Origin of the sequence: Vibrio profundi (assembly GCF_043642225.1) — a bacterium.
GTDB classification, from domain to species: domain Bacteria; phylum Pseudomonadota; class Gammaproteobacteria; order Enterobacterales; family Vibrionaceae; genus Vibrio; species Vibrio profundi_A.
Window position 1 is genome coordinate 146,205 of the sequence record NZ_JBHZSF010000001.1, and the last position, 25,806, is coordinate 172,010.

The window sequence follows — 25,806 nt, forward strand, 5'->3', positions numbered from 1 at the left end:
AGATTAACTATTATGACTCAGCCAAACTCGCTCTTCTCTCGAATGCATTCTCATGCCAGTACACTAGTGGCAACTTCACTACTACTAACAAGCATGGCTTCATCCGCCGTCCAAGCAGAACAAGTACCCCGCATAATTAGTGCAGGCGCTGCTGTTACTGAATTGGTCGTCGCACTTGGCGCCGAAAAACAGTTAGTCGCGGTGGACGTAACCAGCCAGTTACCTCAAAACTTGGATTTGCCCAAAATCGGCTATCACCGTCGCCTTTCCTCTGAAGGTTTACTCGCCCTACAGCCCACCACTTTAATTGGCTCTGACGAAATCGGCCCTGATTCAACCATTCAACAGTTGAAATCAACAGGTGTAGACGTAGAAATAGTGAACACTGACTCAAATATCGAAGGGCTTCTAAATCGTATCGATCAGATCGCTGCAATTACTCACACTCAAGAAAACGCAGTTCAAGTCAAACAAGAAGTAAACAATCAAGTCACGGCGCTCAATGCGAATCAAGTGCCAAAAGGTGACGCTAAGAAAATGCTCTTCTTACTGATTCATGAGGGTCGCCCTGCTAATGTCGCAGGTTTAGATACCACACCTGACGCGATCATTAAACTAGCTGGAGGGGTTAACCCAGCGTCAGACAAGCTCACTTCTTACAAGCCTCTCTCCATGGAATCTCTGGTTGAAATGCAACCCGACGTGATATTGGTCAGCGGCCGTAGTTACAAAAAACTAGGCGGCGCAGATGAAATATTAGCAGCATTGCCTATGCTAGCAGCAACCCCAGCTGGCATTAACAAGCAGATCATTACGCTTAATGGCAGTGCACTTGTCGGTGGCCTTGGTCTAAACAGCCTAGCGGAAGCTAAGCGCCTTAACGCTTTGGTTTACCCTTAAAGGAGCTAAGATGTTTCTAAGAAACGTTCCTTTGCGAGTGATGATGTCGATATTTGGTGCCATTTTGGCGCTAATGGCAGTTTCATCGATCACTGTAGGGCCAATGAATATCACCTTCTCAGATAGCGTGATCAGCCTTTTCCGCTCATCCAATGACTTAGCACCTCATATCAACTTGGTGATCCAAGAAATCCGATTACCACGTACGATATTATGCATGCTGATCGGCGCGATTTTGGCTATTTGCGGAACCGTGATGCAAGGGCTATTTCGTAACCCACTCGCTGAGCCCGGAATTATTGGGGTTTCGGCAGGTTCAGCGTTAGGCGCAGCTCTAGCCATCGTTCTTTTCGCTGACATAGCGCAGCAATACCCTAACTTTATGAACTTTGCAGCTCTGCCTATCTTTGCTTTTATTGGTGGTGCGCTCACTACGTTATTGGTCTACAAGTTAGGCACCAATAAATTCGGTACTTCAGTAACCATTATGCTGTTGGCGGGCGTCGCGATCAGTGCCTTGTCCGGAGCTGGGATCAGTTATTTAAGCTTTGCCGCGGATGACCAAATGCTTCGCGACCTTTCACTATGGTCAATGGGCTCATTAGCAGGGGCTAACTGGCCAAGTATCTTACTCGCAGGAATAACGCTCGTTATATTATCAGTGCTATTTTATCGAAGAACCATGGCGCTTAACGCCCTTCTGCTTGGAGAATCCGAAGCTCAACACTTAGGGATTCCCGTTCAAAAACTCAAGCGTCAATTGATTTTGCTAACGGCGGTCGGAGTCGGAATTACGGTTAGTCTGTCAGGAACCATAGGCTTTATTGGGTTAGTGGTTCCCCACCTAGGCAGAATGTTGGCAGGTCCTGACCATAGAACTTTGCTTCCCCTTTCTGCAGTTCTCGGTGCTTTACTGTTAACAGGAGCTGACATGTTTTCTCGAGTCGCGGTTGCCCCTGCAGAGCTTCCTATTGGGATTGTTACCGCTATCATCGGCGCCCCTTTCTTCCTTTATTTACTTTTCCAACAAAAAGGCAGGATCTTATAATGAATATGGTTTCGTTAAAGGCTCAAAACCTGTCTGTGAGAATCGGAACGAAAACGATCGTCAACGATGTTTCGCTAGAAATTCGCGCCGGTGACGTGACGACACTACTTGGTCCAAACGGCGCAGGAAAAAGCACCTTGTTAAAGGCGCTATGCCGAGAAACAGAAAGCGCTGGTGTCATAGAATACTTCGGACACGGCCCTGATAAATGGCCTGCAGCTCGTCTCGCCAAGCATATGGGAATGCTGCCACAACACAGCACATTAACGTTCCCTTTTCTCGCTCAAGAAGTCGTAGAGCTTGGTGGTATCCCACTCGGGGCTTCCAATAAAGAAATGAAGAGTATTACCGAGGAATACATGAAGTTAGCTGATGTTAGCCATCTTGCGCAGCGTTTATATCCATCGCTATCCGGAGGGGAAAAACAGCGTGTTCACCTCTCCCGTGTGTTAACTCAACTTCATGATTCTGGAGACCAATGCATTCTGATGCTAGATGAACCTACGTCAGCCCTCGATTTAGCGCATCAGCACAATACGTTGAAAATCGCACGCAAGCTTGCTGACGAAAGAAATGCGGCTGTGATTGTTGTTCTACATGATCTCAATCTCGCCGCTCAGTATTCTGATCGGCTCATCATGCTAAAAGATGGCGCCATTGTACGCGATGGTAGCCCCTGGGAGACGCTGAAACCCGCTCTCATTGAACAAGTGTATGGCTACCATAGTATTGTCGAAAAACACCCAACAATGAGCTTCCCACAGGTTCACCCCGCTCACTAACATTAAAGTGAACTGTGGCGTTCATTCAGGGGAAACGCTGGCAACACTCATCAAATAGCAAGCATAAAAAAAAAGCTCCGAACATCGGAGCTTTTTTTATTTATGGAACCTACTTAGGAAACCTAAAGGCTCATGCGAATCAATGATTTACCAATCAACCATTCTAATTCTTTACCGCTAGTGTCACCAAACTGAGTTTCTGTCAGTTTGTATAAACGGTCGATGCCGTTTGCAGCAAATTCATGAGCGTTTTCTGCTGTTACAATGTGGTGGAACAACAGACGAAGAATTGCTAGGAACTCAGAGTTGTCTAATGCTTTTACCCAGCTAGCAGAAAATGCGTCTAGACCATTTTCAAAATCCAAATGTTCCATGAACATTTTGAAGATTCGACCGTCTAGTGCCGCTGTAAAATCAGTTTTCTTCGGAAAGTGGTGGCTAATACCAGTACGAGATACACCTGTTTGTTGACTCAATGTCGTGTAAGACATTTTGTCGTAACCCAGTCTTAAAAGCTGGTCAACGACGGCATCCATGATCTTCTGAATCGTGATTTCAGTATCTTCTTTACTACGCTTTGGCATATTCAGGCTCTTCTCTTTGTAAATCCATCTAACTCATCAAATGAAGTCAGAATGAAAATCGTTATCAGTATTATCTTAATAAGACGCTAATTCGCAAGTTTTCCGTGCTAAAACCTTAACAGCATACCGTAATGCCTTTTTTACAGGTCTGTGTCTAACCGCACATTCACACTAAATGGAAACTTGTCGCATCCTACAACTCTAAGTCACTTAATGAAAATAACTACTTAGAATATGAAATACCGACCAAATATTCATTATGTAAATAACTATCAAGCAATAGATAGTCTTATAAAATCATTCCTGACGCAACTAACTGAATGACATTCTGACAAACATATGACACTTAATTTCAATAAAACAAGAGCCAGATCACACTCATTTTATTGGGTACTTTAAGGCATATACACTTAATCCCTTAACAAACAACATAGCATACCAGCCAAAAAGTAATCAAACGGATTTAATTTTTGTAGATGAAGATCAAATTGCCCGATAGAATAACCATAATTTAAGTAAGAGGATTAGTTATGAGTCAAGAAGTAGTAGAAAACACAGTTTGTGAAGCTTGTGGCTGTGCAGGTGAAATCGGCTTTGTAATTAAAGAAGGCGATGACGTGGCTGAAGTAACTATCTACGCAGATTCTAAGAGCCAGTTAGAAACTGAATTTGCTAAGTACCTTGAATTAGCTAAAGCGGTTTCAAGTTCAGTTGAATACAACGTATCAGAGCTGAATGAAGATTCTAAAGAGCTTAATGCTCAATTCAAATTTGAAGTTAGTGCTGAGAAGTTAATCTTTGAATTGAAGACTCGCTCGATTAGCCGATAATTGTAGCTGCACCATTATCAATATATAAAGCGAATCTATTTAGGTTCGCTTTTTAGATCCAATGCCTTCCATTTCAAAGCGCCATTTAATTCAAAATCTTTTTCTTCAATACACTCAATCAAAACGCCCGAAACATTTAAAACCGCGCCTAAGCTATAGGCTTTATCTTCATAGTAACAAACTCGAGAGCCTAGATTGGCATCAGTCACGACGGCAATGCCTCGTGACGGTGTACTAATCACTTTATTGGCATAAGCTGGAAAACCAATCACTAGGAGCATACAAAGTGCAGAGCACCAACTTAAAGTGCGCAGTGCTCCAGATTTCTTAAAATCACCTTCCATTCTACGCCTCCAACGGCTGCTAGATCGTTCATTTCTGGTTATAGTGTAAAAGAGACTCACCACATTAGATAGATTATGCGCAGGCTTATCACGACAATCATTATTTCAACTTCACTCAGTTTTGCCGTATGCGCAGAGCCTCTTGATGAATATAAAATACTGAACCACCTAGATAATTACGGCAACTTATATTTACGTAATAAACCTTACACATCACTTCCAGAAGATTTAGTGGTTAAGGGCAATCTTAATATATCTAAGACAGCCATTAAGCGATTACCCAAAGGGCTAGATGTACAAGGCAGCCTAGAGGCGACCAACAGTGACCTTAGCCGAATCCCTAGAGGCACAAAGATTAAGGGCTACGCAAACCTTTTAGGCTCACAGATCACTTCCTGGCCAAGCGGGGTCAAAGTGGGTGGCTATATCAATCTCACTGATACTCCGCTCAATAAACTGCCGAATCGATTTAGAGTTAAAGGTGACCTGAGCCTTATCAGAACGCCAATTACGACACTACCAGAAGGAATCATTGTTGAAGGGGACTTATATTTAGGAGGCTCAGGGATTAAAGAGTTCCCTGATACTATGACGGTGAATGGCAACATCTACCTCGGAGGAAATGTTATTGGGAAATGGCCATCTAACCTGACACTTGGCGGCGCAGTTGCGCGGTAAGTTAAGCAAGAATAAATAGAAAAGGAGCACATTGTGCTCCTTTTTCAATCAAACCATCTACAAACATTAGCCAATGTTTTTCACTGGGTTTGCATAGCTATCTATCAAATACTGATGTGCCCCTTCCGGTAAAGCAGCTAGCTTTTCGGAAAGAGTTTGCTTCACCGCTGACGTAACTTCATCGGCATCTTGCTCTGCTGCTAATAGATTGATTGGAAAGAGTTTGTAATTATCATGTATTTGGCGGTCAATTTCTGTCGCTAGCTCTTCTGGCGTTTCAATCGCTTGCGCTACAGGTGTACCGAAGCCAATGTGAACACGGCCTTTTTTACCAATAATGCCTTGAATGATACTTTCGATATCTTCAAATTCACCTTTTTCGTAAGTGCCTTTGGTTTCTTTCTCGTATAGCTCTAAAGCTTTTGCTGTATCACAAGGGTCATTTTCATAAGAAATCGAAACAGGAACAATTTTCAAAGACTTGGTGTATTCACCAAAAGACACTTTCTGCTTACGACCTTCAACGTGAAACATCTTAAGAATCGCTGGATCCGTAAAATCATTGCCGTCTTTTGCTCGACCTTCTTTTTGAGCAATCCAAATCGAGTTACCAGTATCCAGAGAGTGCTTAATGTAAGAAGACAGCTGACCTAACGCTTTCATCATCTCACGTGGGCCTTTCAATGAACGTTTAACGATAAACGACTTGTTTAAACGCATTAACTCCGTCGCACAAGGCTTCTTCAGCAGGTTATCACCAATGGCGATACGCATTGTGCGGTGGTTTTCTTGGTGAAGTGCGTAGTTTACCAGTGCAGGATCCATCGCGATGTCTCGGTGGTTCGAAACAAACAAGTAAGACTGTTCTTTATCTAATGCTTCTAATCCAGAGTAAGTGACACCATCTGTTGTATTCTTAAGCGTGTCACGTAAGTATTTTTTTACTTCGACTTGAATGGCTTCCACACTGGTGAGTTTGCTCCATTTCATCTTCAAATAAACACGAAGAAGCGGGCTCATTAGCGATTTGAACCAAGCTGCGTGGTTAGAGAAACGGTAATGCAATATTGCATCGATAAACTCTTCGTCATTGATTAAACGATCAAGTGCTGCTGGGATTTCATCATCGTTATACGGACGAATATCGATATATGGATCTGTATTAGAAGTCATTTTTCACTACATAAAATAAAAAGCTGGCTCATTCTACGCATTGTTTCGGAACATCGCAGCTACATAGCCCATAGTTTTTACAAGGTCAGACCAGAAAAGTGTAAAAACCTATGCATAGTATTGGCATTTTTTTCGAATAACGTTAACCTTAGCGCCCCAAAAATGAAGGTATTGTCTATGAATTTCGCTGTTGAGTTTACGTCCCCCACTTTTTCACACTTAGTGATCACGCCGCGTAAAAAAGTACTCAAACATAGCTTAATTCAAGTATCGCAAGGGCTAGCGTTAGTAAAGCTTGGTAAAAACGAATATGCGGTAGAACCTGGAGAGACGATTTGGATTCCTTTCGATTGCCTTGTCTCTATTAGCTACTTTCCGAACACCACAATCAATAAAGTCGATTTCTCGGTGCGTTTGACTGATAACTTCCCTTCTCAAGCCGGTTACGTGCAACAAACTGCCTTAACGAAAGCCCTGATCGATAAGTTGGCTACGAACTCAAATAACGAGCAAGCCACTCAAGAGTTACTCGCTGTCTTAAAACAAGAAGTGTTAGCGCTTAACCCGCTACTTTCAGAAACCCTGTTAAGTGAGCGTTTTAATCAGTGGAATTTAGACGACTCGCCACTTTCGCAAGAACATACGCTAGTGATGGTTATGCGAGAGGCCAAAAAGCGTTTGCAGTCGGGGCAGAAAAAAGAAAAAGTTATTGAAGAGCTATTTGCGAGTAAAGAAGAAGAGTTTGAACAGCTTTGCTTACTTGTTTTTGGAGAAACGCTATAAAGTAAACTTCTCACTGTAGAAGCTTTCAGGAATGAAATAAAAAAGCCGCATAAACCAAACCATTTCGGTGTTTTATGCGGCTTTTTTGTAATTGATATCTTAGCTTAGAATGGCAATTCTATTTGCATCATCACATCTGGCTGCTGGTTTTCATGCCAACGATAGTCGAGGCGCATTCGCGGCTCACCATCTTTCTTATCACCAAAACCGATGCTCAGTTGTAAACCATGATTCAATAACCACTCTTCGGTCGTCATTTTGCTTTGGTTCTCTTCTAAATCCTCAGGAAACCATGCGCCTAAGCCAATATAGTTGTTTTTGATGCTCTGAGTAATCAAAGGGGCATCTTTGGTTTGCAGTGCCCATTCACTCCAATACTCAGATGAGTCTGGCTTTTCTTCTTCGAGTAGACCGCCAATGGTAATTACATTGTGACCGAAAGATTCAAGGCCATTGGACAAGTCTAAACAATCTTTCTTGCTAAGCATGATCGACTCTTCGCTAAAAAGATCACAGCTCGCGCTCGCAGGCATTGAAAATGCTGCGATCAGAATCGATGCTGGTAATACTCTTTTTAGCATAGTCGTCAGACCTCTTATATTAGGAGTTACGAATTATCGTATACAGTTCACTGTCTTGCAAGATTTTTGTTACTGATGGAGTTGTTAATTGATCAATTTTGTTACCTTCGCCCAATGCTTTGCGGATATCGGTACTTCGTATCACCAATTTTTCGGGACATGCCATAACAGACCACTTTTGCATTATCTCCTCAGCTTTATAAAACGAAGAGAATTTAAAAAAGTTATCTGGGCCAATAACAAACGTTATATCGGCATCAGGGTGGAGTTCTTGAATTTTAGAAAGTACTGCATAGGTCGTCACACTGCTTCCTGGTTGATGAAGCCCTTTTTCGACTAACGAGATCTCTACGTTAGGCAATGCAAGATCTTGAATAAACGCGTTCAATAGTTGGCACCGAACGTCGAAATCCAACATTTCTTTACCCCAAGCGTGGGCAATGCTAGGAACCAATAAAACCAAATCAAAATGGCTAAGTGAATCCAATACGCTCTTGTGCCCTAAACTCGGTGGGTTAAATGCGCTTCCAAAAACAGCGATTTTTTTCATGTTCTCTGTATGCCTTAGCAAATAGGTTTTTTAATCTAATGATTTCGGTATGATACCACTAGAATTTCAATTTGCTTGTACGAAAAGGAAACAGAATGGAACAACTGATTCGTGATGAAATGCGTGTGCTTCCGTCAATCGACCCACACTTCGAAATCGAACGCCGTGTCGAATTCATCAAAACTAAACTTCAGCAATCGGGTTGTAAATCATTAGTGTTAGGGATCAGTGGCGGCGTAGATTCTACGACTTGTGGTCGATTAGCACAGCTGGCCGTTAATAGCCTAAATGAATCTTCCTCTTCAAACGAATACCAATTCATTGCTGTTCGCCTGCCTTACGGGGAACAAAAAGATGAAGACGAAGCTCAACTGGCGTTATCATTCATCCAGCCGACGCACTCTGTTTCCGTTAATATCAAAGCGGGCGTTGATGGGCTGCATGCTGCATCTCATGTGGCACTAGAAGGTACTGGTTTACTTCCTGAAGAGTCAGCTAAAATCGATTTCGTTAAAGGCAACGTTAAAGCTCGTGCTCGCATGGTTGCTCAATATGAGATTGCTGGTTACGTCGGTGGGTTAGTGATTGGTACCGACCATTCTGCAGAAAACATTACTGGTTTCTACACAAAATTTGGTGACGGCGCTTGTGATTTAGCACCGCTATTTGGTTTGAACAAACGCCAAGTTCGAGAGCTTGCTGATACATTAGGCGCTCCAGAGCTTCTTGTGAAAAAAGTACCGACAGCGGATCTTGAAGAGTTAGCACCACAAAAAGCCGACGAAGATGCGCTCAACCTATCTTACGATCAGATTGATGATTTCCTTGAAGGCAAAGACGTCCCACAAGAAGTGTCTGACCGTTTAGTCGGTATTTACAAAGCCACTCAACATAAGCGTCAACCAATTCCAACGATTTACGATTAATTTACCAACGTATTAATCGTTAAAAAGGCGAGCATAGTTAACCATGCTCGCCTTTTTTAGTTATGACACCGTATGTTTTTAGTCAACCACTTCAATATCGGTTTCTGGTATACAACAACACGCCAGTACCTGCCCCATATTACGCTCATCATCCTGCAGCGCAGGAACATCTGGTTGGTGAACTTTTCCAGACTCTAAAGTCACTTTACACGCCCCACAGAATCCCGCGCGACAGCTGTTGGCAATCGAAAGTCCAGCAGCCTCTGCTTGTTCAAGCAAAGTAGACTGATTATCACCTTCAAACATATAACCATTCAAACTTAACTGTAACGTCTTCAATTCTTTCGTTTGCTCTTGAGCAACGCCAAATGCTTCCTGATGATAGTTCTTTGGATTAAGACCTAACTGAATCATCATCGATTTTGCATTTTTCATAAAGCCATCAGGGCCACAAACAAACGCTTGGCGTTGATGCAAATTCTCGATTTGTGCTAGGTGCGCGACACTTAAGCGGCCAGACAAGCTTTCCCACCCTTTTGAAGGTTGGCTCAATGAAAGCATCACTTTCAATGTTGGGTGCTGCTGTTTTAGGGCTTCAAGCTCTTCTTGAAATGGAATGTCTTCTTCGCTACTGCACTGGTGGTAAAAGACCACGTCTTTGAGCTGGTTGTGATCAGACAAATAGCGCAACATCGACAACATTGGCGTCACGCCACTGCCAGCCGAAAGTAAAAGCAAAGGCTGCTCTGGGCTATCTTCCAAATAAAATGCGCCTTCCGGAGTTTGAGCTTTGAGCGTATCGCCAATCTGCAAGTGATCTTGAAGCCAATTAGAGACTCTTCCGCCATCCACTCGCTTAACTGAAATCGCCAACTTCCCTGGACGAGATGGACTGGAAGAAAGTGTATAACGGCGCGCGACTAATTCACCATCAATTTGGATTTCAATGGGTAAGTGCTGCCCAGGTTGATAGGTAGGCGTAGTGCCTTTGTTAGGCTCTAACCAAAATGTGATGAAGTCACGTGCGACTTCTTCACGCTCGACACAAGTGAGCATTAGCGCTTCTTGCCACGTATCTTCGTAAAATTCTTTTTCTTTGGTTTCCAACACTTCAATTTGATCGCCGACTTGGATCATACCTTCATTCTTCGCAACCAAGTTTTGGCCGAAGAATACACCGCCACGCTCGTTTGCTCGAAAAGTAGAGAAAGTGTTAAGCGGCTCTTTTGTTGGCCTAAACTCTGCTGACTCCACGTCCACGGTCGTAAGAATACAACGCTCACAGGGTTTCACCGCTTCAAACTCCACCTCACCGATACGAATTCTTTTCCAGCTATCCTCAATAAATGGCTCATCACCCGAGACGACCAAGTTAGGTCTAAACTGGTCCATCGAATGTTCTTCTGGGCTGCGACGATTCAATTCATCCAAAGAAGCCTGACTAATAACTAGTACAGGGTAACCATCGGCGAAACTCACGTTATGGCCTAGTTTTTCACGAACACGGTTCGACTGTTCACCGGTAAACAATAGCTCAACGCGCTGGCCTAACACCTTGCTAAACCAATCATCCGCTTCATCTGTGGTGGTGTATGCTGTGAAGTTATCTTTCCAAACTGTTGCAGGTGTTTCCTGCATTTTAAATTGAGCATACTGAATTTTCAGCGGCTCTAAATCAGGAAAAGTAAATACGATGCCGTCTTGAAGTAAACTTGATTTTACTTTCACCATAATCGGATATTTGCGCGCGGTAACCATGCTGCCATCTGCCAGCGCTAGCATAAAACGGCGGTCAAAACTTAAACCTTGCTTCTCAACCCAAGAGGTCGACAAAGAAATCCCTCCCACGGACTTAACCGGAAAGATGTTAATTTTTGATAACGACGACAAAGACATAGCAATCCCAATGTTTTATTTAATTATTTGTTGGCATGCTAACAAAAGGTTAACGAGAGTCAAACTCACCCTTCGCACCCTGTACAAAAAAGAACGTGGATTTATGAGACTAATGTGAAGTTTACCAACCAAGCACTTTACATAGGTGGGCTAAACTAAGATGTTATAAGCTTAATAATCGTTAAGAAAGTGCTTCGCATTAAAAGGAATTAACATGAATAGACTTGTACTGATCATTCTATGTGTATTACTGCCGCCACTAGGTGTGTTTTTCGCTCGTGGCGTTGGTAAAGATTTACTGATCAACATCGTATTAACGATTTTTTTCTGGGTTCCAGGGATGATTCATGGTTTGTGGGTAGCGACTCGTTAGGCTTAGCGCCACCAATAAAGCTCGTGTATTCATACTCGTTAACACCAAAGTGACAAAAATAGGGTGAAATAATAAGGCTTTTCCACTATCATCCTGTCGCCTAAGCGTAAGCGATTGCTTTCACAGATTTCGTTACGTTTAGGCTCCAATCACAATACTTTTCAATTGGTGGGAGCTTTCAATGACACAACTTACGATTACTCGTCCTGACGACTGGCACGTTCATCTGCGCGATGGCGAAGTTCTAAAAGATACTGTTCGCGATATCAGCCGTTACAATGGTCGAGCGTTAATCATGCCAAACACTATCCCACCGGTAACAGATACCGAAATGGCGATTTCTTACCGCGACCGCATCATGGCAGAAAAGCCAAGCGAGCAATTTGAGCCGCTAATGGCACTTTACCTCACCGACAACACAACACCTGACGAAATCCGCAAAGCAAAAGCATCTGGTGCTGTTGTCGCGGCTAAGCTTTACCCTGCTGGTGCAACGACCAATTCAGATTCAGGTGTAACCTCCGCTAAAAACATTTACCACGTACTTGAAGCAATGCAAGAAGTGGGCATGTTATTGCTGGTTCATGGTGAAGTAACGCATCACGATGTTGACATTTTCGACCGTGAAAAAGAATTCCTAGATACTGTGCTTGCACCTATCGTTAACGATTTCCCGAATCTAAAAATTGTGCTTGAGCACATTACAACTGCTGACGCGGCTACATTCGTGAAGAATGCCAATGAAAATGTTGCAGCGACCATTACCGCTCACCACTTATTGTTTAACCGTAACCACATGTTAGTTGGTGGCATCAAGCCTCACTTCTACTGCCTACCAATTCTAAAGCGTGGTACTCACCAGCAAGCTCTTATTGAAGCGGCAACAAGCGGTAGCAAAAAATTCTTCCTAGGGACTGACTCTGCACCCCACGCTAAAGGAATGAAAGAAGCGGCATGCGGTTGTGCTGGCTCTTACACTGCTCACGCTGCGTTAGAGTTGTATGCAGAAGTCTTCGAACTAGAAGGTAAATTAGAAAACCTTGAAGCATTCGCTAGCCACAACGGTCCTGACTTCTATGGCGTTCCTCGTAATGCCGACTCAGTGACACTAGTAAAAGAAGAGTGGAACGTAGCGGAAACCATGCCATTTGGTAACGATATTGTTGTTCCAATTCGTGCAGGTGAATCCATCGGCTGGACAGTCAAATAAACGAATAAGTCCATTTTTCATTCAAAATACCGAAAGCCCTAACATATTGTTAGGGCTTTTCTTTTCCCTTCCTTAACAAATTTTTGGTCTAAACTTTAAACCGAATCACAGCAAATATTATTATCCATTTCAGCATTTGGCTTATATATGGAATTTCATTTAGACATCAGAACCCTTGCAGTCGTGACCGTTGTGCTTTCTTTCACTTACTTCATCGGACTAATTTTGATCCAACGAATCCAGGAATACATTCCAGGGTTATTAACTCTTGCGTTCGCGATTCTCACCTTTGCCATTGGCTTCACTCTTCTCAGTTTTGGAAATGATGTCTCTTTTTGGATTTCGAAAGTTCTTGCGAATTCTTTCATCATTTTCGGGTTTTCACTGATCGTTCATAGCCTATGCCAATTTAGAATAGCCCCATTGGTGTTTTCGAAAGTGGCATTTTTGATCTTCCCAATTGCCTGCTTCTTGCTGATTTATTACAGCCATTTCTATGTTTCAACAACATCAAGAATCCTTGTTATCAGCACCTATGTCGGGCTGTGCTCTCTCATGAGTGCCATGATATTGATAAAAGGAAAAGCGAATGACCTTAAACTTGCTATTTGGTTACTCGCTGGGATTTTCATCATCAATTTCACATTCATGTTCGTGAGAACCACAATTACTTTGTCAGAACCCGATATCAACAATTTCTTGCATGCAGGGAATATCCACCAATTCGCTTTCATCATGATCATTATTTTGATCATTGTGCTTGGTTTCACTTTTACATGGATGATTAACGCTCGGCTCGTTGCTGCCATCTACAATAGCTCAATGAAAGACAGCTTGACTCAGATCTATAACCGCCGTGCAATGGAGGACATCATTCCTCGTGAGCTCGCACGTTCGCACCGACACAACACCGAGCTTTCAATCATCATCGCAGACATCGACCACTTCAAAGAAATCAACGACAACTTTGGTCACCATATCGGAGACAAGGTTTTGAAAGGCATGGGTTCTATCCTAAAACATAAGCTACGCCGGCAAGACCTTGCGTTTCGTTACGGTGGAGAAGAGTTTTTAATTCTACTTCCCGATACCAATGTGGATAACGCGGTAAAGGCGGCCAATAAACTACGAGAGACAATTGAGAAGCAACGATTTGCATCCGGCAAAAAAGGAAAATGGACGGCGAGTTTTGGCGTCTCTCAGCTGCATGACAAAGAAGAATGGGATTCCATTATCCAACGCGCCGATGAAGCCTTGTATCAAGCCAAACACAGTGGTCGAAATACCGTGGTGAGCTCTAAACCAGATTAGTGACTGCCTCTAATTCCATTCACTCCACTTTCATGTTCAGCCATTAAAATAATGAAACCTAATATTGATTGCGCAAGCGCCTGCAGCTGATTATGCTCAGTGCTCTAAACATGATTAAACAAGAACACAAGGCAAGGTAATGCAAAGTACATATTCCTACCCAATCGGTACCCGTGGTGAAAAGTGGCAAGAGCAAGAACGAATCGCTTGGCGTAATCAAACCACGGTAAAGCGTCTCTACCAAGAAGAAGTACTGCCTAAAATTTCAGCCTTGTCTGAACGCTTCGACGTCGAACAATACGGTGCATTAAGTTATGCCCCAGAGCGCTTTCCACTTTTTTCTATCAAAACGAAACACTGGGATGCCGCTAAACCAACGGTTCTCGTTACGGGTGGCGTTCATGGTTACGAAACCAGTGGCGTGCATGGCGCATTGAAGTTCTTAGATACTCAAGCCGGAAAATACGCAGAGCATTTCAACATCGTGGTGGCACCTTGTGTCAGCCCTTGGGGCTACGAAACGATCAACCGATGGAACCCAAACGCCGTTGATCCAAACCGTTCTTTCTATGAAGGCACACCAGCAGAAGAGTCGGCTAACCTAATGGCTCTAGTGGCCTCTTTGCCTCAAAGCGTCCTAGTTCATGTAGACCTTCACGAAACCACAGACACAGACGAGACCGAGTTTAGACCAGCACTAGCTGCCCGCGATGGAATTGAATACATTGAAGGCATGATCCCGGATGGTTTTTATACGGTGGGTGACACTGAGAAGCCAGTGGAAGATTTCCAAGCTGCAGTGATTGAATCTGTTAGTAAAGTCACGCACATTGCACCGGCCGACAGTGATGGAAAAATCATTGGTTCGAAAGTCACTCAACATGGCGTCATCAACTACCCAATGAAACAACTCGGGTTATGCGGTGGCGTAACAGATTGTGTTTACGGAACCACAACGGAAGTTTACCCAGACAGCCCTAAAGTGACTGATGAAGAGTGTAATGATGCCCAAGTCGCTGCGATAGTCGGCGCTCTTGATTACGTCATCAAACAATCTTAGATTTCAAAAACTCCCCTACTTCCGTGCATGCGGAAGTAGGTATGATTCATCTCTGTCGACAGCCTATCATTGTCGTTTTAGCTGACGGTAACTTAACCCGGCTAACAGAGTAAAAAACGCCGGATCGCTCCAACCAAAGCCAACAAAAATCCCGGTCAAACCCGCATAGATTGTAATTACAACCCCAATCAGATTGGTCACGACGAACGCTTTGAGCAATTGGCGAACCGTGTCTGCATGTTCAATACGTCGCAGAAACAAACTGACTGTCGCTAATCCCCCCAGAAAAATACTTGTGTGCTGAGACAAGAAGTAAGCGTACTGATCATTAATTTCCACCCCATACATTGGCCACATCAGGCTTGGTATAAAAAACAGAGCTAGCGCAAAAGCGGTATAGACACCACCATGCAAAGTAAAAAACAGTCGATTTGTCATAGCGCTCACCTTAAAAGCCGATTGGGCCTTGGTTGATCACACTCAAAGGCTTATTCACATCAAAAATAATGCCTCGTACTTCCGCAACGCCCATCTCTTTTAAACGGGCTGAATGCATGTCTAAATAGTTTTGAGCGCTACTTTCATCTTCAAAAAGATAGATACCGCCCCCTAGTTTGCTTTTTTCGTTCTCCGTCCAAATTTTCCAGATAATTCCAGGCTCTTGATTAATCGACTCAGCAAGGCCAACTAATGCACTCGACATGGCTTCTCCCATTGGGCCGTGATATTCAAAATCCACTTGCAATAACTTCGGTGTTTTTACATTCATTAGGTATTCCTCTTTGATAATGACAATTCAGTGTGTCGTCTGCGAAGAAGATTATTAGCCAGATTAAACTGACAGAAAAGTTCATAATATTGCGCCATAATGTGTAAAAAACTGACAGGATGATAGCGTGAGACTAAAAAGCACTCTGGAGCAATGGAACACCTTAAGGGAAATTGATAGGGCTGGGAGCATTCAAGCGGCGGCGAATGCACTCAACAAAAGCCACACCACACTTATTTATTCGATCAAAAAGCTAGAAGAGCAGCTCTCAGTAAAGCTAGTTGAAGTGAAAGGCAGAAGAGCGAGCCTAACCACACAAGGTAAGTCATTGCTTCGCCGAGCAAACAGCATGTTAGATCAAGCAAAAGAACTAGAGAGCCTCAGCCAGCAACTTTCTGCAGGCGTAGAGTCAGAGATCACCGTCGCTATCGATCACTTGTGCGACCCTGCTTTGTTGTATCAACCAATGGCCAAGTATTTGGAGCAGAACAACGCAACTTCGATTCAAGTGGTGGAAACGTCTTTATCAAAAACAACAGAAATGGTCACGCGAGGGCTCGCTGACATAGCGATAATCACCTTACCTGTTACCAATTATCCTGCTGAAGCTTTCTCAATCACTACCATGCTGCCTGTAGTCTCGAACAGCCACCCACTAGCAACCCAACAACCCTTATGCTTATCCGACTTTTCAACGCACTGCCAAGTCGTCGTGAGAGACTTAGGAGCCAGTGAAAACACACAAAATGTAGGTTGGCTCAAAGCTAACCAAAGAATTACCGTCGATAATTTTGATCACGCCTTTCGCGCAATAGAGCAAGGGGTTGGGTTCTGTCGATTACCTGAACACATCGTAAACACGAGAAACAGAGGACAACTGACCACCCTAAACGTTGAACAAAGCGACAGATACCAAGTCCCCCTCCATTTAACGCTTCCAAAAGGAGCAAATACAGGTCCTGCCGCCAAATGCTTTTATCAACAACTGCTCAACCGAGCTGACTAATTGCTGTGGTTATCCGTAATTCAAACAACGCTAAAGGAGAGAGGCGGGTTATCCAAAAATGAATAACCCAATATCAACGCTTTCTCCGTGACTTACCTAATCTCTCCCGTTAGTCGATTTATAGGCAATTGAAGCCTATAACTATAAGAGCGTTGGCAAGTACAAGGCCTATGATTAAAGGTTTGTGATCTTTGTGATGACTGCCGCGCGCCTACTGGCAAATATAATGGCTTATTTCGCCTTACCTCTTTCAATGAACGTTCCGTTTATAAGGTAAGATTATGTTTATTAACAACCTATCTATTCGATACAAAATCGCTCTTGGTACAGGAATACCTCTGGTACTCATGGTGTTTCTTTCCTTCATCGCAATCACCAGCTCCAACTCGCAAGTCAGTTCTAACGCAATGGTGGATCACACCCATAAAGTTATCCAACAAGCGATGAAAATAGAAGCAGCAGCCGTGGATATGGAAACAGGGATGAGAGGGTACTTGCTCGCAGGTAAAGACGAGTTCTTAGCGCCCTATGTCAATGGACAAGCGTCTTTTTCAACTCATACTTCCAAGCTGAAACAAACCGTAAGCGATAATCCAGCTCAAGTTCAGCGGCTCAACGAAATTGAAGCCAATATCAGCGAATGGATCACAAATGTTACTGAGCCCGCGATTCAACTTCGCCGTGAGATCGGTAATGCTAAAACCATGGACGATATTGCCGACCTCGTTGCGGAAGCTAGAGGTAAAGTCTACTTCGACACATTTCGTGATCAAATTGCACTTTTCATTGAGCGGGAGCGCTTACTTTTAGAACAAAGGCAAACGGAAAACAGTGTCAACTTTTCAAATAGCATCATATTGCTAGAAAAAATTCGCGCTAAAGGCAGCATCAGCCAAGGCGAACTGTCCACCATGTCTGGCTTTATGGATGAGCTTGAGCTAGCGAGTGATTGGGTCAATCATACTTATCAAGTAATCGGTACCGCGCAAAATATATTGGCCTCAGCTGTCGACATGGAAACTGGGATGCGAGGCTATTTACTTGCTGGTCGAAAAGAGTTTTTAGCTCCTTATGAGCAAGGTAAGCAACACTTCAGTGATCTTATTAATGACCAGAAAAATACCGTTTCCGATAACGCTGCCCAAGTCGAACTACTCAATGATATGAAAAGAACCATCGAAGAATGGCAATCCAATGTTGTTCAGCACAACATCGCGTTGCGGACCGATATCGGGGATGCGAAAACAATGAATGACATGGCAGCACTGATTGGTGAAGCCAGAGGTAAAGTGTATTTCGACAAATTCCGTGGGCAAATAAAAACATTCATCGAGATTGAAAACCAACTAATGAGTCAACGCCAACAAGCCGCTCAACACGCTGCACAAAACACCAACATCACTATTTTAGTTGGGCTAGCCATCGCAATTTTTCTAGGCGTAACAATATCTTGGATGGTCCTCAATTCCATCGTTAAACCAGTCAAACAAGTCGCCCACGGCTTATCCACGCTCGCGGATGGAAACCTAACTCACACCATATCAGTAGAAACCAGTGATGAACTAGGCAAAATGGCTAACAGCTACAACCAAGCAGTACTCAAGACGCAAACAGCACTAAAACAAGTTCTTATGACGACGGATGAAGTCGCAAGCGGTGCTAAGTCTATCACTGATGCCAATGAGCTCATGGCGCAAGATCTATTTCAACAATCTGAGCAAGTTGCTCAAATCTCCGATTCGATTGAACAGATTGCTATAAGCATTCAAGAGGTGGCACAAAAATCTTCAGACGCAACTTCAAGCGCCCAAAGTGCTGGCGAAAGTGCGAATGCAGGTGGTGCTGTGGTCAAGAACACGATTACAGGAATGACTTCAATTAACGATGCAGTGTCCGCCTCCTCCACCAGCGTTTCCGAGCTAGGTAAGCGAGGTGCAAAAATTGGTGAAATCATCGGGGTAATTAACGATATCGCTGAACAAACTAACCTCCTTGCCTTGAACGCCGCGATTGAGGCAGCCCGAGCCGGAGAAGCTGGCCGTGGCTTTGCTGTGGTAGCCGATGAAGTCAGAGCGTTAGCAGACAGAACCACTTCTGCCACACAAGAAATAACCTTATCGATTGAAGCTATCCAAAGCGATACGAAAATGGCAGTGGACAAAATGGATGCAGGAGTCTCTCATGTCCAAGAAGGGCTAGCACTTGCGCAAAAAGCGGGAACAAGTTTGGATGATATTGTACAAAGTGCGCACGATGTCGCGGTCATGATAGATAGCATCGCTGCCGCTTCAGAAGAGCAGTCTTTAGCCAGTAATGAAGTGAGCCAGCATGTCGATTCAGTTTCGGGTGTCTCTAAGAAAGCGAATGAGCAAGCCAAGCTAGCCGCCGCGTCAGCCAAAGAGTTGGATGAAAAAGCTGCAGAGCTAAAAGTGTTAGTGAACCAATTTACCGTCTAAGCAATCGTCTATATGGTCGAATGCCAATAGGCTTATGCCTTTGGCATTGGCCTGTCAGACCCATTTATAGATTCATGACTTCATTTTATGAATTGAAACTTCTCGCCGAAAAAATAAACTTTCTGCTTCATGTCGAAAATCTTCAATCCTTACCCAAACTCCTGCGTTAATTTAAAGGCCACCACACAAGGAGATGACGCCATGAACGCAAGACTAGACTATTTCAACGCCGCACCAGAGGGATTCCAGCTCTTACTGCAACAAGAGCAGTACCTCCGCGATCAATTCGAGCAATTACCTAACTTGTCTGTAACGCTTTGGGAGCTGCTCAAACTACGAGTTTCCCAAATTAACCAATGCGCTTTTTGTATTGATATGCACAGTAACGAAGCCTTAAAAAATGGTGATTCTATTGACCGACTTCTCGGCCTAAATGCTTGGAATGAAATGCCTATGTACAGCGAAAACGAAAAGATTGCCCTACACTGGGCGGAGAGCTTGAGCCTAAATCGAGTCGCCACCGAACAAGAGTATCAATCCGTCACCTCCGCTTTCGGAGAGCAAGGTGTGGTAGTGTTAACACTAGCGGTAAATGCGATAAATAGTTGGAATAGGATCGCCAAAACGTTCAAACCCGTCATTGGCAGTCTATCTAGTTAGTTAAAGAGCACGGACGTAATAACACTCAATGGATTTGAAGATTGTACAACCAAAGCACAAACTGGCTAACCATATTCAAGCAATATGGTCGGTCAGAGTGTCAGAAAGCAACTCTCACACCATCACTAAGCAGTTATACTGTGACGGTGGCTCAGGTATCACCTTTTTAATACAAGGGAAAGCGAAGTTAAACGGTGTCACCGTCGAACAGCCGATCTTATTCCAGCAATACACTAAACATACCCAAACCCTGACATTGACCGAAGGAGCAAGGTTGAGTGGCATACGTTTCCACCCAGGTATGCTCCCAGTCTCCCTGGAGCCACTTTTCTCCAATAACCAATCGAATGACGCCGTCTTCCAAGACCTATATGCGCAACTCCGACAAGGAAGCAGCCAAAGCGCCAACCTCAGCTCTTTATATAGGTGGTGTGTTCAACATACCGAACTCGACAGCCCAATGCTGGCTAAGCGTGCGGGGCTACTAGACCAAGTAAAACAAGGGAAAATTGGCGAACAGTTCCAGTCAAGCCAAAGGCAAATCGAGCGAAACTTTCGTCAATGGATAGGCATGAGCCCCAAATATTTTCAGCGCCTGCGACGAGTCCACTTCAGTATGCTTGCACTACGGAATAACCCTGATATTTCATTGAGCGAGCTTGCATTCGCTCAAGGCTTCTCAGATCAGGCACACATGACGCGAGAATTTAATACCTTCATTTTGGCTACGCCCGGGGAGATTAGCCAAAAATTAAAAAGGCGAGATAAGAGGTAATGCATCAAGAGAAGGTGCAGCCTATGAACGACAATAAGCCCACACCCACTGTATTGGAGAGGTTACTTTCTTTTATTTTGCTCAACGAGTTTTTCATGCCAAGCCGTATTGCCATCTCGTTTAGTGACATCATACTCGGAACAAAATTGCGAGATGGTCATGTTGTTATCGCCAGTTGCGAGTTTTAACGCCAATTGCACTTGTTGGAGCTTACTTTGAAGACGCAAAATTTGCCCAGCATTTGGGCTTTTTTCTTTGGCGTATTTTAGTGCGGCGTGTTTACGCTCTGCAGCCCCAGCTCTTCTATCGGCTTCCCCCAAAAGAAACTTCAATTGTGCAATGCTTTTGCCTTTCTTAAAAGCAGGTTCTAGCAGCTCAACACAATCCTCAAAGGATGGTTCCTCATTATACGGGTCTATTTTAAGGGCTTGTTGGCGCATCCACTCTAGCGCCAATTTTTCATCTGACATAATGAAATCTTTACGAGTAAATGTACGCCTATGATATCGCTCTATAGCAAACCTCTGCAATAACAGATTAATTGTAAGTGTGCTTTACACGTTCAACCAACGCCCCAATACAAAAAACCAGCATGATATACATCATACTGGTTTTTATAAGGTGCTCGTGTTTCAGCTCACTTATGCGTCAGGCGCTACATCTAAAAAGCTTACTTACCACCGATACTCAAGCGCGCAAAACGTATGTCCGGAGCAAAGAAAGTGTGTCTGTCATTGATAAGTTGAGTCTCCCCAACCGCTTCCACTTCTTGCAGTAACTGATAGAAATTACCAGCTACAGTAATTCCACGTACCGGCTGAATACGTTGACCATCACGACACAAGAAACCACTCGCGCCAAACGAGAAGTCACCACTAATCGGGTCTGCACCTGAGTGAACGCCCTGTAGTTCAACCAACTCTAGATATTCACCCGCTTTGACTACGGATGCGCTGCTACGACCTGTCGATATTACTTTGTGTCTTGCTGACACTTCTAAGCTGGACTTAGCGCTGCGGTATGCACTCGCAGTCGAAGTTGCACCTAGGTAGCTAGCTGATTGGCTGTTATGTAATAGGGTATTCAACTGGCCATTGCCAATAAGAACATTGTCTCTGGTGGCGAAGCCTTCGCTATCAAAGCCAGCGATCGCCATGCCATTTGGCATATAAGCCGCATCGGTTAAGGTGATCAGTTCGCTCGCAACGGATTGCCCCAGTTTTTTACCTAGCGGAGTAATACCTTTCATCGCGCTCACACCAGAAAATGCACTGCCAAAAGCACCAAACAAGCTGGTCAATGCATTGATATTGAAAATCGCTGAGTAAGTGCCAGTGGCAACCGGAGCACCATCCAATAAATCTCGAGCAAGGTTGTAACCTTCTTCAATGCAATAAGCCGAATTTAATTCATCAAAACGACGCCCAATCGCCAGTTCTCCTGCCATCGACTGTTTGCCATCTTTCTCAAACAGCGTGTATGCGTAGCAATGGAAAGAACGCTCAAAGTGCTTACATAAAGTCCCTTGGGTGTTGGCAATGATCTGAAGATTTTCTTCATCGCCATAACCATTGTAAGGTGAGCTGGATGCATGAGGTAATGAAACAACGCCTTGCTCTAAAGCTAGAGAAAGCGCGATTTTTTCATCAACCGAGGCCGTGTCTTCCTGAGCAATTTCAGCAACATCGGTTGTGATGTGGTTATCGACACAGCTGATTGTTTGGTGTTCATCTTGTTTCGAAAAACGCGCACTTTGTAAGGCGTTAGTCAGCATTAAATCTAAGCTTGGCTGCTCTAGTGACTCCGAGTAGCTTGTCGCCACACGCGCATCTTTGACCACACGAACGCCCAGAACTTGACTAGAGCTGACTTTGTACTCGTCTAACTGACCTTGGTTCGCTTTCAAAGAAAAGCTATTGCTACCATTAACAATTACGTCCGCTTCTGCACCTTGGCGTTTGGCTTCAGATAAAACGTAATCAACGGCATTAAGAAGTGTTTGTTCTTGGCTCATTAGTTGCCGCCTCCTACCAAAATGTTATCGACTTTCAACGTCGGCTGGCCCACGGTTGTGGGTACGGAACCACTCACCGAGCCACACATACCTGGTGCTAGCGCCATGTCTTTACCCACCATACTGATTTCTTTCAGTACTTTAGGGCCTGTGCTGATCAGTGTCGCTGTTTTTAACGGCTTAGTGATTTTGCCATTTTCAATCAAATAAGCCTCACGTACAGCAAAGTTAAATTCACCAGTTCCCGGTTGAACCGAGCCTCCACCCATCTTCTTCGCGTAGATACCACGTTCTATGCCTGCAAGCATGTCGTCAAGCGAGTGCTCGCCTTCCTCAATAAAGGTATTACGCATACGAGAGGTTGGTGCGAACTTATAGTTTTGGCGACGGCCTGAACCTGTTGGCTCATAGCCTGTTTTTAAACCGCCCATCTTATCGACCATAAAGCTGGTTAGCTTACCGTCTTTGATCAGTTGAGTGCGCTGAGTTGGCATGCCTTCATCATCAACATGAATTGAGCCCCACTCATTTGTCATTGTGCCGTCATCCACAGCATTCACGGCAGTATGCGCAATCATCTCGCCCATCTTGTCATGGAATACTGAGGCTTTCTTCGCAACGGATGTGGTTTCCAGCAAATGCCCGCAAGCTTCATGGAAAATAACACCACCAAAACCGTTACCAATCACGACAGGCATCTCACCCGATGGACACGCGTCTGCACCCAGTTTTACCAAGGCTTGCTGAGCGATGGCTTGACCAAGCTCTTTGGCATCTAACTGTTCACTGAACTCCCAACCAGACAAAGCACCAGGGCCTTCTGAGCCTGAAGATTGCTCACTGCCCTTTTGTGCAACCGTATTCCCTGAAACACGAATATAGTGGCGAATATCATCCACTTGTAGGCCTTCAGAATTGAAAATAGAAACCTGTTGTTCACGTTGCAATACGCTACCGATAAATTGGCTTATGTGCTCACTTTCTGCACGTGCCGCGGCATCCGCTTTTAATAAAAACGCAATCTTGGAATCTAGATTTGCATCTTTGCCCAAAGGTAAGCGACAACCATGTTGAACAGGGTAACGATTTAGATTCAATGCTCCTGCAGAAGCAATCTGGTCACGCTTATCTTTCGCTGCAAGCAATGATGTGACACGCTTCAATTCCGCTTCGTCAGTACTATTGGTATAACCGTAAAGCACTTTGTGGCCGAAGAATAAGCGAATACCGATACCGAAATCGATACCAGAGTTTACCTTGTCTACTTCTCCAGACGCGATCTGGACAGTATTGGTTTGATGATGTTCAACGAATAGCTCTGCGAAGTCAGCCCCTAAAAATAAGGCATGATCGATCACGGCTTTCGCTGTTACAGAATTAAGCATGAAATCTCCTTGCTCCTCGATAGTCCTAGTCATACATGCCAGCTAGATACTTACAATTAGGATAACCATTCTGTATTAGCATGGTTCAGCAGCATGTAGACAATGCGCTAGACTTTAACACCATTGCCTGTCGTGCCCCTCATCATTTGCCGATAAAACTATGAGCAAATGTGTTTTTGAGAGTCACTTACGTTTATCAAATTTATCGACTTGATATCTTTATTTCTTTTATCAATACTTTTATTACGTGCTACAAATTGCAATCAGCACGCAATAATAAGAACACACACCTGATTCTTTATTTGCGCCCAGGCTCATGCTTTTCATAATGCGGAAGTTCAGCGCCTAGATCATCCCAGTTCGCTTTTGAGGTAACAAAATTGTGGGAGATAGGCCTTTCAGAAATGTCACTGTCTAACGCCCCTAATCGAAGGCGATACCTTTGAGGCGACTGAGCATTGGAACTGTAGATTGGCGCACCACATGTTTTACAAAAGTACTTACGCTTCCCTTCGCTGCTTTCATAAAAAGTGAGTGTTCCGTCGGCATCCGTTACTGTTAAACCTTCAGCATCAACGAAACCATTTGTCGCATAAGCACTGCCACTCGCCTTACGACACAAAGAACAATGGCAATGAATAATGTCCGTAACGCCCCCATCAAGCGTGAACTGGATTGACCCACACAAACAACTTCCTTTATACATCTGCATTCCTCGCCTCAATATGTCTATTTAGCTAACAATCGACAATGGTACTCAGCGACACGACCAAGATCCGTGATGCGCTTGGGGAAATTCGCTCATAAGAAACCAAAGCATCAACTAAAGCGAGGGGATGAAGGTGGTAAGTGATTAACGCACCCATTCACGAACAACTCACGATAACGACAAGCCACCATCAACCACTAACGTATGACCAACAATGTAACTGGCCTTGTCAGAGAGCAGGAACTCTACTGCATCGACAATTTCTTCAGCCTCACCAAAGCGCTTAATTGGGACCACCTCTGATACTTCACCGCGAATATCTGGATTTTCAAGCTGCCTCTCTTCCCAGCGTGGAGTCCAAGTGACGCCAGGCGCGACGGCATTAACTCGAATACCTTCGCCAATACTTTCTAAAGCGACAGAGCGAGTTAGACCCTCAAGAGCATGTTTGGAGGCACAATACATCGATGCGTTCGGCGTTGGCCTCAACCCGTTCACCGAGCTGATATTCACAATTGATGCACCTTTATCCATCAATTGCAGCTCAGCACGCAAGCACAAAGCTTGGCTCAAGAAATCAACGTGAAGTGTGTCTTTAAGCAACGAAGTCTCTACTTGAGTAAAATGGCCACGAGAAGCAATAGCGGGTGAAGCATTATTGACCGCAATATCTAACTTTCCGTACTGTTCTTTGATATAAGCAAAAAGGCAATCCAGTTGCTGCTCGTCAGCAATATCAACCGTTTGATAGTCAACCTCTTCTAGCTCAGGATAATTCTCAAGAGCGTTGAACCATAGCTCTTTTGAACGAGAACACGTTATAACTTGATACCCTTGCTTGACGAAGCGACGAACGATACGTAAACCAATACCTTTTGACCCACCGGTTACTAATGCAATTGTCACTTAGAGACTCCTTTCCATGTGATTATTCAACACTCACTATAGTAGATTGCAATCTGAAATGAAGGACGGGGTTTCTACTTCTAAATTGTCATCACAA

At 44.0% G+C, this 25,806-nt stretch carries 28 protein-coding genes; 15 read left to right on the top strand and 13 right to left on the bottom strand.

Annotated features, from left to right (window positions below):
• Window positions 1–12 precede the first annotated feature (12 nt).
• From ACHUFI_RS00725 to ACHUFI_RS00735, 3 genes are read left to right on the top strand one after another with little or no spacing between them, the layout of a single operon-like run.
• Window positions 13–900: a heme/hemin ABC transporter substrate-binding protein gene (locus tag ACHUFI_RS00725; protein WP_394246181.1), complete on the top strand. Its 888-nt coding sequence runs from the start codon at window positions 13–15 to the stop codon at window positions 898–900.
• 10 nt (window positions 901–910) lie between these two features.
• Window positions 911–1,948 (top strand): FecCD family ABC transporter permease, encoded by a 1,038-nt coding sequence (locus ACHUFI_RS00730; RefSeq protein ID WP_394246183.1) that lies wholly within the window; start codon window positions 911–913, stop codon window positions 1,946–1,948.
• Window positions 1,948–2,730, top strand: coding sequence for a heme ABC transporter ATP-binding protein (locus ACHUFI_RS00735; protein ID WP_394246185.1), 783 nt, complete (start codon window positions 1,948–1,950; stop codon window positions 2,728–2,730). Before ACHUFI_RS00730 ends, ACHUFI_RS00735 begins: the two co-directional genes overlap by 1 nt.
• Window positions 2,731–2,852: 122 nt before the next feature.
• On the opposite strand, the gene ACHUFI_RS00740 is transcribed toward ACHUFI_RS00735, so the two are convergent.
• Window positions 2,853–3,314, bottom strand: coding sequence for a TetR/AcrR family transcriptional regulator (locus ACHUFI_RS00740; RefSeq protein ID WP_394246187.1), 462 nt, complete (start codon window positions 3,312–3,314; stop codon window positions 2,853–2,855).
• A 530-nt stretch (window positions 3,315–3,844) separates the two neighbouring features.
• Between ACHUFI_RS00740 and ACHUFI_RS00745 the strand changes: the two genes are divergently transcribed.
• The gene (locus ACHUFI_RS00745) at window positions 3,845–4,144 is read left to right on the top strand and encodes a YfcZ/YiiS family protein (protein WP_394246188.1); all 300 of its coding nucleotides are present in this window, start codon (window positions 3,845–3,847) and stop codon (window positions 4,142–4,144) included.
• A gap of 35 nt (window positions 4,145–4,179) precedes the next feature.
• Here the strand turns inward: ACHUFI_RS00745 and ACHUFI_RS00750 are convergent, their stop codons facing one another.
• On the bottom strand, window positions 4,180–4,488 hold the full coding sequence (locus ACHUFI_RS00750; protein WP_394246189.1) for a DUF1496 domain-containing protein: 309 nt from the start codon (window positions 4,486–4,488) through the stop codon (window positions 4,180–4,182).
• A gap of 75 nt (window positions 4,489–4,563) precedes the next feature.
• Here ACHUFI_RS00750 and ACHUFI_RS00755 point away from each other — a divergent pair, with 75 nt between their 5' ends.
• A complete protein-coding gene (locus ACHUFI_RS00755; RefSeq protein ID WP_394246191.1) occupies window positions 4,564–5,166 on the top strand; it encodes a hypothetical protein in 603 nt (200 codons plus the stop codon).
• Between the two features lie 66 nt (window positions 5,167–5,232).
• Here the strand turns inward: ACHUFI_RS00755 and ACHUFI_RS00760 are convergent, their stop codons facing one another.
• The gene (locus tag ACHUFI_RS00760) at window positions 5,233–6,339 is read right to left on the bottom strand and encodes a 1-acyl-sn-glycerol-3-phosphate acyltransferase (protein WP_394246193.1); all 1,107 of its coding nucleotides are present in this window, start codon (window positions 6,337–6,339) and stop codon (window positions 5,233–5,235) included.
• Between the two features lie 177 nt (window positions 6,340–6,516).
• On the opposite strand from ACHUFI_RS00760, the gene ACHUFI_RS00765 reads away from it, so the two are divergent.
• Window positions 6,517–7,122, top strand: a complete 606-nt coding sequence (locus ACHUFI_RS00765; RefSeq protein ID WP_394246195.1) for an AraC family transcriptional regulator — start codon at window positions 6,517–6,519, stop codon at window positions 7,120–7,122.
• 104 nt (window positions 7,123–7,226) lie between these two features.
• Here ACHUFI_RS00765 and ACHUFI_RS00770 read toward each other — a convergent pair whose 3' ends face one another.
• Both ACHUFI_RS00770 and ACHUFI_RS00775 read right to left on the bottom strand, forming a co-directional pair.
• Window positions 7,227–7,703 carry a hypothetical protein gene (locus ACHUFI_RS00770; protein ID WP_394246196.1) on the bottom strand — a complete coding sequence of 159 codons (477 nt, stop codon included), beginning with the start codon at window positions 7,701–7,703 and terminating at the stop codon, window positions 7,227–7,229.
• Window positions 7,704–7,722: 19 nt separating this feature from the next.
• A complete protein-coding gene (locus ACHUFI_RS00775) occupies window positions 7,723–8,253 on the bottom strand; it encodes a nicotinate-nicotinamide nucleotide adenylyltransferase (protein WP_394246197.1) in 531 nt (176 codons plus the stop codon).
• Window positions 8,254–8,348: 95 nt separating this feature from the next.
• Between ACHUFI_RS00775 and nadE the strand changes: the two genes are divergently transcribed.
• A complete protein-coding gene (gene nadE / locus ACHUFI_RS00780; protein ID WP_394246199.1) occupies window positions 8,349–9,179 on the top strand; it encodes an ammonia-dependent NAD(+) synthetase in 831 nt (276 codons plus the stop codon).
• 78 nt (window positions 9,180–9,257) lie between these two features.
• On the opposite strand, the gene ACHUFI_RS00785 is transcribed toward nadE, so the two are convergent.
• Complete coding sequence (locus tag ACHUFI_RS00785) at window positions 9,258–11,075, bottom strand: MOSC N-terminal beta barrel domain-containing protein (RefSeq protein WP_394246200.1); 1,818 nt, start codon at window positions 11,073–11,075, stop codon at window positions 9,258–9,260.
• 214 nt (window positions 11,076–11,289) lie between these two features.
• Between ACHUFI_RS00785 and ACHUFI_RS00790 the strand changes: the two genes are divergently transcribed.
• The 4 genes from ACHUFI_RS00790 (at window position 11,290) to ACHUFI_RS00805 (ending at window position 15,029) form a co-directional block, all read left to right on the top strand.
• A complete protein-coding gene (locus tag ACHUFI_RS00790; protein ID WP_394246202.1) occupies window positions 11,290–11,448 on the top strand; it encodes a YqaE/Pmp3 family membrane protein in 159 nt (52 codons plus the stop codon).
• Window positions 11,449–11,629: 181 nt separating this feature from the next.
• A complete protein-coding gene (pyrC, locus tag ACHUFI_RS00795) occupies window positions 11,630–12,658 on the top strand; it encodes a dihydroorotase (protein ID WP_394246204.1) in 1,029 nt (342 codons plus the stop codon).
• A 147-nt stretch (window positions 12,659–12,805) separates the two neighbouring features.
• Entirely contained in the window at window positions 12,806–13,969 is a 1,164-nt protein-coding gene (locus ACHUFI_RS00800) for a GGDEF domain-containing protein (protein ID WP_394246205.1), read from the top strand.
• 139 nt (window positions 13,970–14,108) lie between these two features.
• The gene (locus ACHUFI_RS00805; protein WP_394246207.1) at window positions 14,109–15,029 is read left to right on the top strand and encodes a M14 family metallopeptidase; all 921 of its coding nucleotides are present in this window, start codon (window positions 14,109–14,111) and stop codon (window positions 15,027–15,029) included.
• A gap of 66 nt (window positions 15,030–15,095) precedes the next feature.
• On the opposite strand, the gene ACHUFI_RS00810 is transcribed toward ACHUFI_RS00805, so the two are convergent.
• On the bottom strand, window positions 15,096–15,467 hold the full coding sequence (locus tag ACHUFI_RS00810) for a hypothetical protein (RefSeq protein WP_394246209.1): 372 nt from the start codon (window positions 15,465–15,467) through the stop codon (window positions 15,096–15,098).
• A gap of 10 nt (window positions 15,468–15,477) precedes the next feature.
• Window positions 15,478–15,798, bottom strand: a complete 321-nt coding sequence (locus ACHUFI_RS00815) for a monooxygenase (protein ID WP_394246211.1) — start codon at window positions 15,796–15,798, stop codon at window positions 15,478–15,480.
• A gap of 127 nt (window positions 15,799–15,925) precedes the next feature.
• Between ACHUFI_RS00815 and ACHUFI_RS00820 the strand changes: the two genes are divergently transcribed.
• The 4 genes from ACHUFI_RS00820 to ACHUFI_RS00835 all read left to right on the top strand — a co-directional run bounded on the left by ACHUFI_RS00820 (window position 15,926) and on the right by ACHUFI_RS00835 (window position 20,695).
• Window positions 15,926–16,804, top strand: coding sequence for a LysR family transcriptional regulator (locus tag ACHUFI_RS00820; protein WP_394246212.1), 879 nt, complete (start codon window positions 15,926–15,928; stop codon window positions 16,802–16,804).
• Between the two features lie 281 nt (window positions 16,805–17,085).
• Window positions 17,086–19,260, top strand: coding sequence for a CHASE3 domain-containing protein (locus ACHUFI_RS00825; RefSeq protein WP_394246213.1), 2,175 nt, complete (start codon window positions 17,086–17,088; stop codon window positions 19,258–19,260).
• Window positions 19,261–19,461: 201 nt separating this feature from the next.
• Complete coding sequence (locus ACHUFI_RS00830; RefSeq protein ID WP_394246214.1) at window positions 19,462–19,920, top strand: carboxymuconolactone decarboxylase family protein; 459 nt, start codon at window positions 19,462–19,464, stop codon at window positions 19,918–19,920.
• Between the two features lie 28 nt (window positions 19,921–19,948).
• Window positions 19,949–20,695 carry a helix-turn-helix domain-containing protein gene (locus ACHUFI_RS00835; protein ID WP_394246215.1) on the top strand — a complete coding sequence of 249 codons (747 nt, stop codon included), beginning with the start codon at window positions 19,949–19,951 and terminating at the stop codon, window positions 20,693–20,695.
• A 62-nt stretch (window positions 20,696–20,757) separates the two neighbouring features.
• On the opposite strand, the gene ACHUFI_RS00840 is transcribed toward ACHUFI_RS00835, so the two are convergent.
• From ACHUFI_RS00840 to ACHUFI_RS00860, 5 genes are all read right to left on the bottom strand, one after another.
• Window positions 20,758–21,165: a hypothetical protein gene (locus tag ACHUFI_RS00840; protein ID WP_394246216.1), complete on the bottom strand. Its 408-nt coding sequence runs from the start codon at window positions 21,163–21,165 to the stop codon at window positions 20,758–20,760.
• Window positions 21,166–21,365: 200 nt separating this feature from the next.
• Complete coding sequence (locus tag ACHUFI_RS00845) at window positions 21,366–22,709, bottom strand: TldD/PmbA family protein (RefSeq protein ID WP_394246217.1); 1,344 nt, start codon at window positions 22,707–22,709, stop codon at window positions 21,366–21,368.
• Complete coding sequence (locus ACHUFI_RS00850; RefSeq protein ID WP_394246219.1) at window positions 22,709–24,094, bottom strand: TldD/PmbA family protein; 1,386 nt, start codon at window positions 24,092–24,094, stop codon at window positions 22,709–22,711. The genes ACHUFI_RS00845 and ACHUFI_RS00850 overlap by 1 nt, the downstream gene beginning before the upstream one ends.
• Window positions 24,095–24,392: 298 nt before the next feature.
• Window positions 24,393–24,800: a GFA family protein gene (locus tag ACHUFI_RS00855; protein WP_394246221.1), complete on the bottom strand. Its 408-nt coding sequence runs from the start codon at window positions 24,798–24,800 to the stop codon at window positions 24,393–24,395.
• 171 nt (window positions 24,801–24,971) lie between these two features.
• Entirely contained in the window at window positions 24,972–25,709 is a 738-nt protein-coding gene (locus tag ACHUFI_RS00860; RefSeq protein ID WP_394246222.1) for an SDR family NAD(P)-dependent oxidoreductase, read from the bottom strand.
• Window positions 25,710–25,806 lie beyond the last annotated feature (97 nt).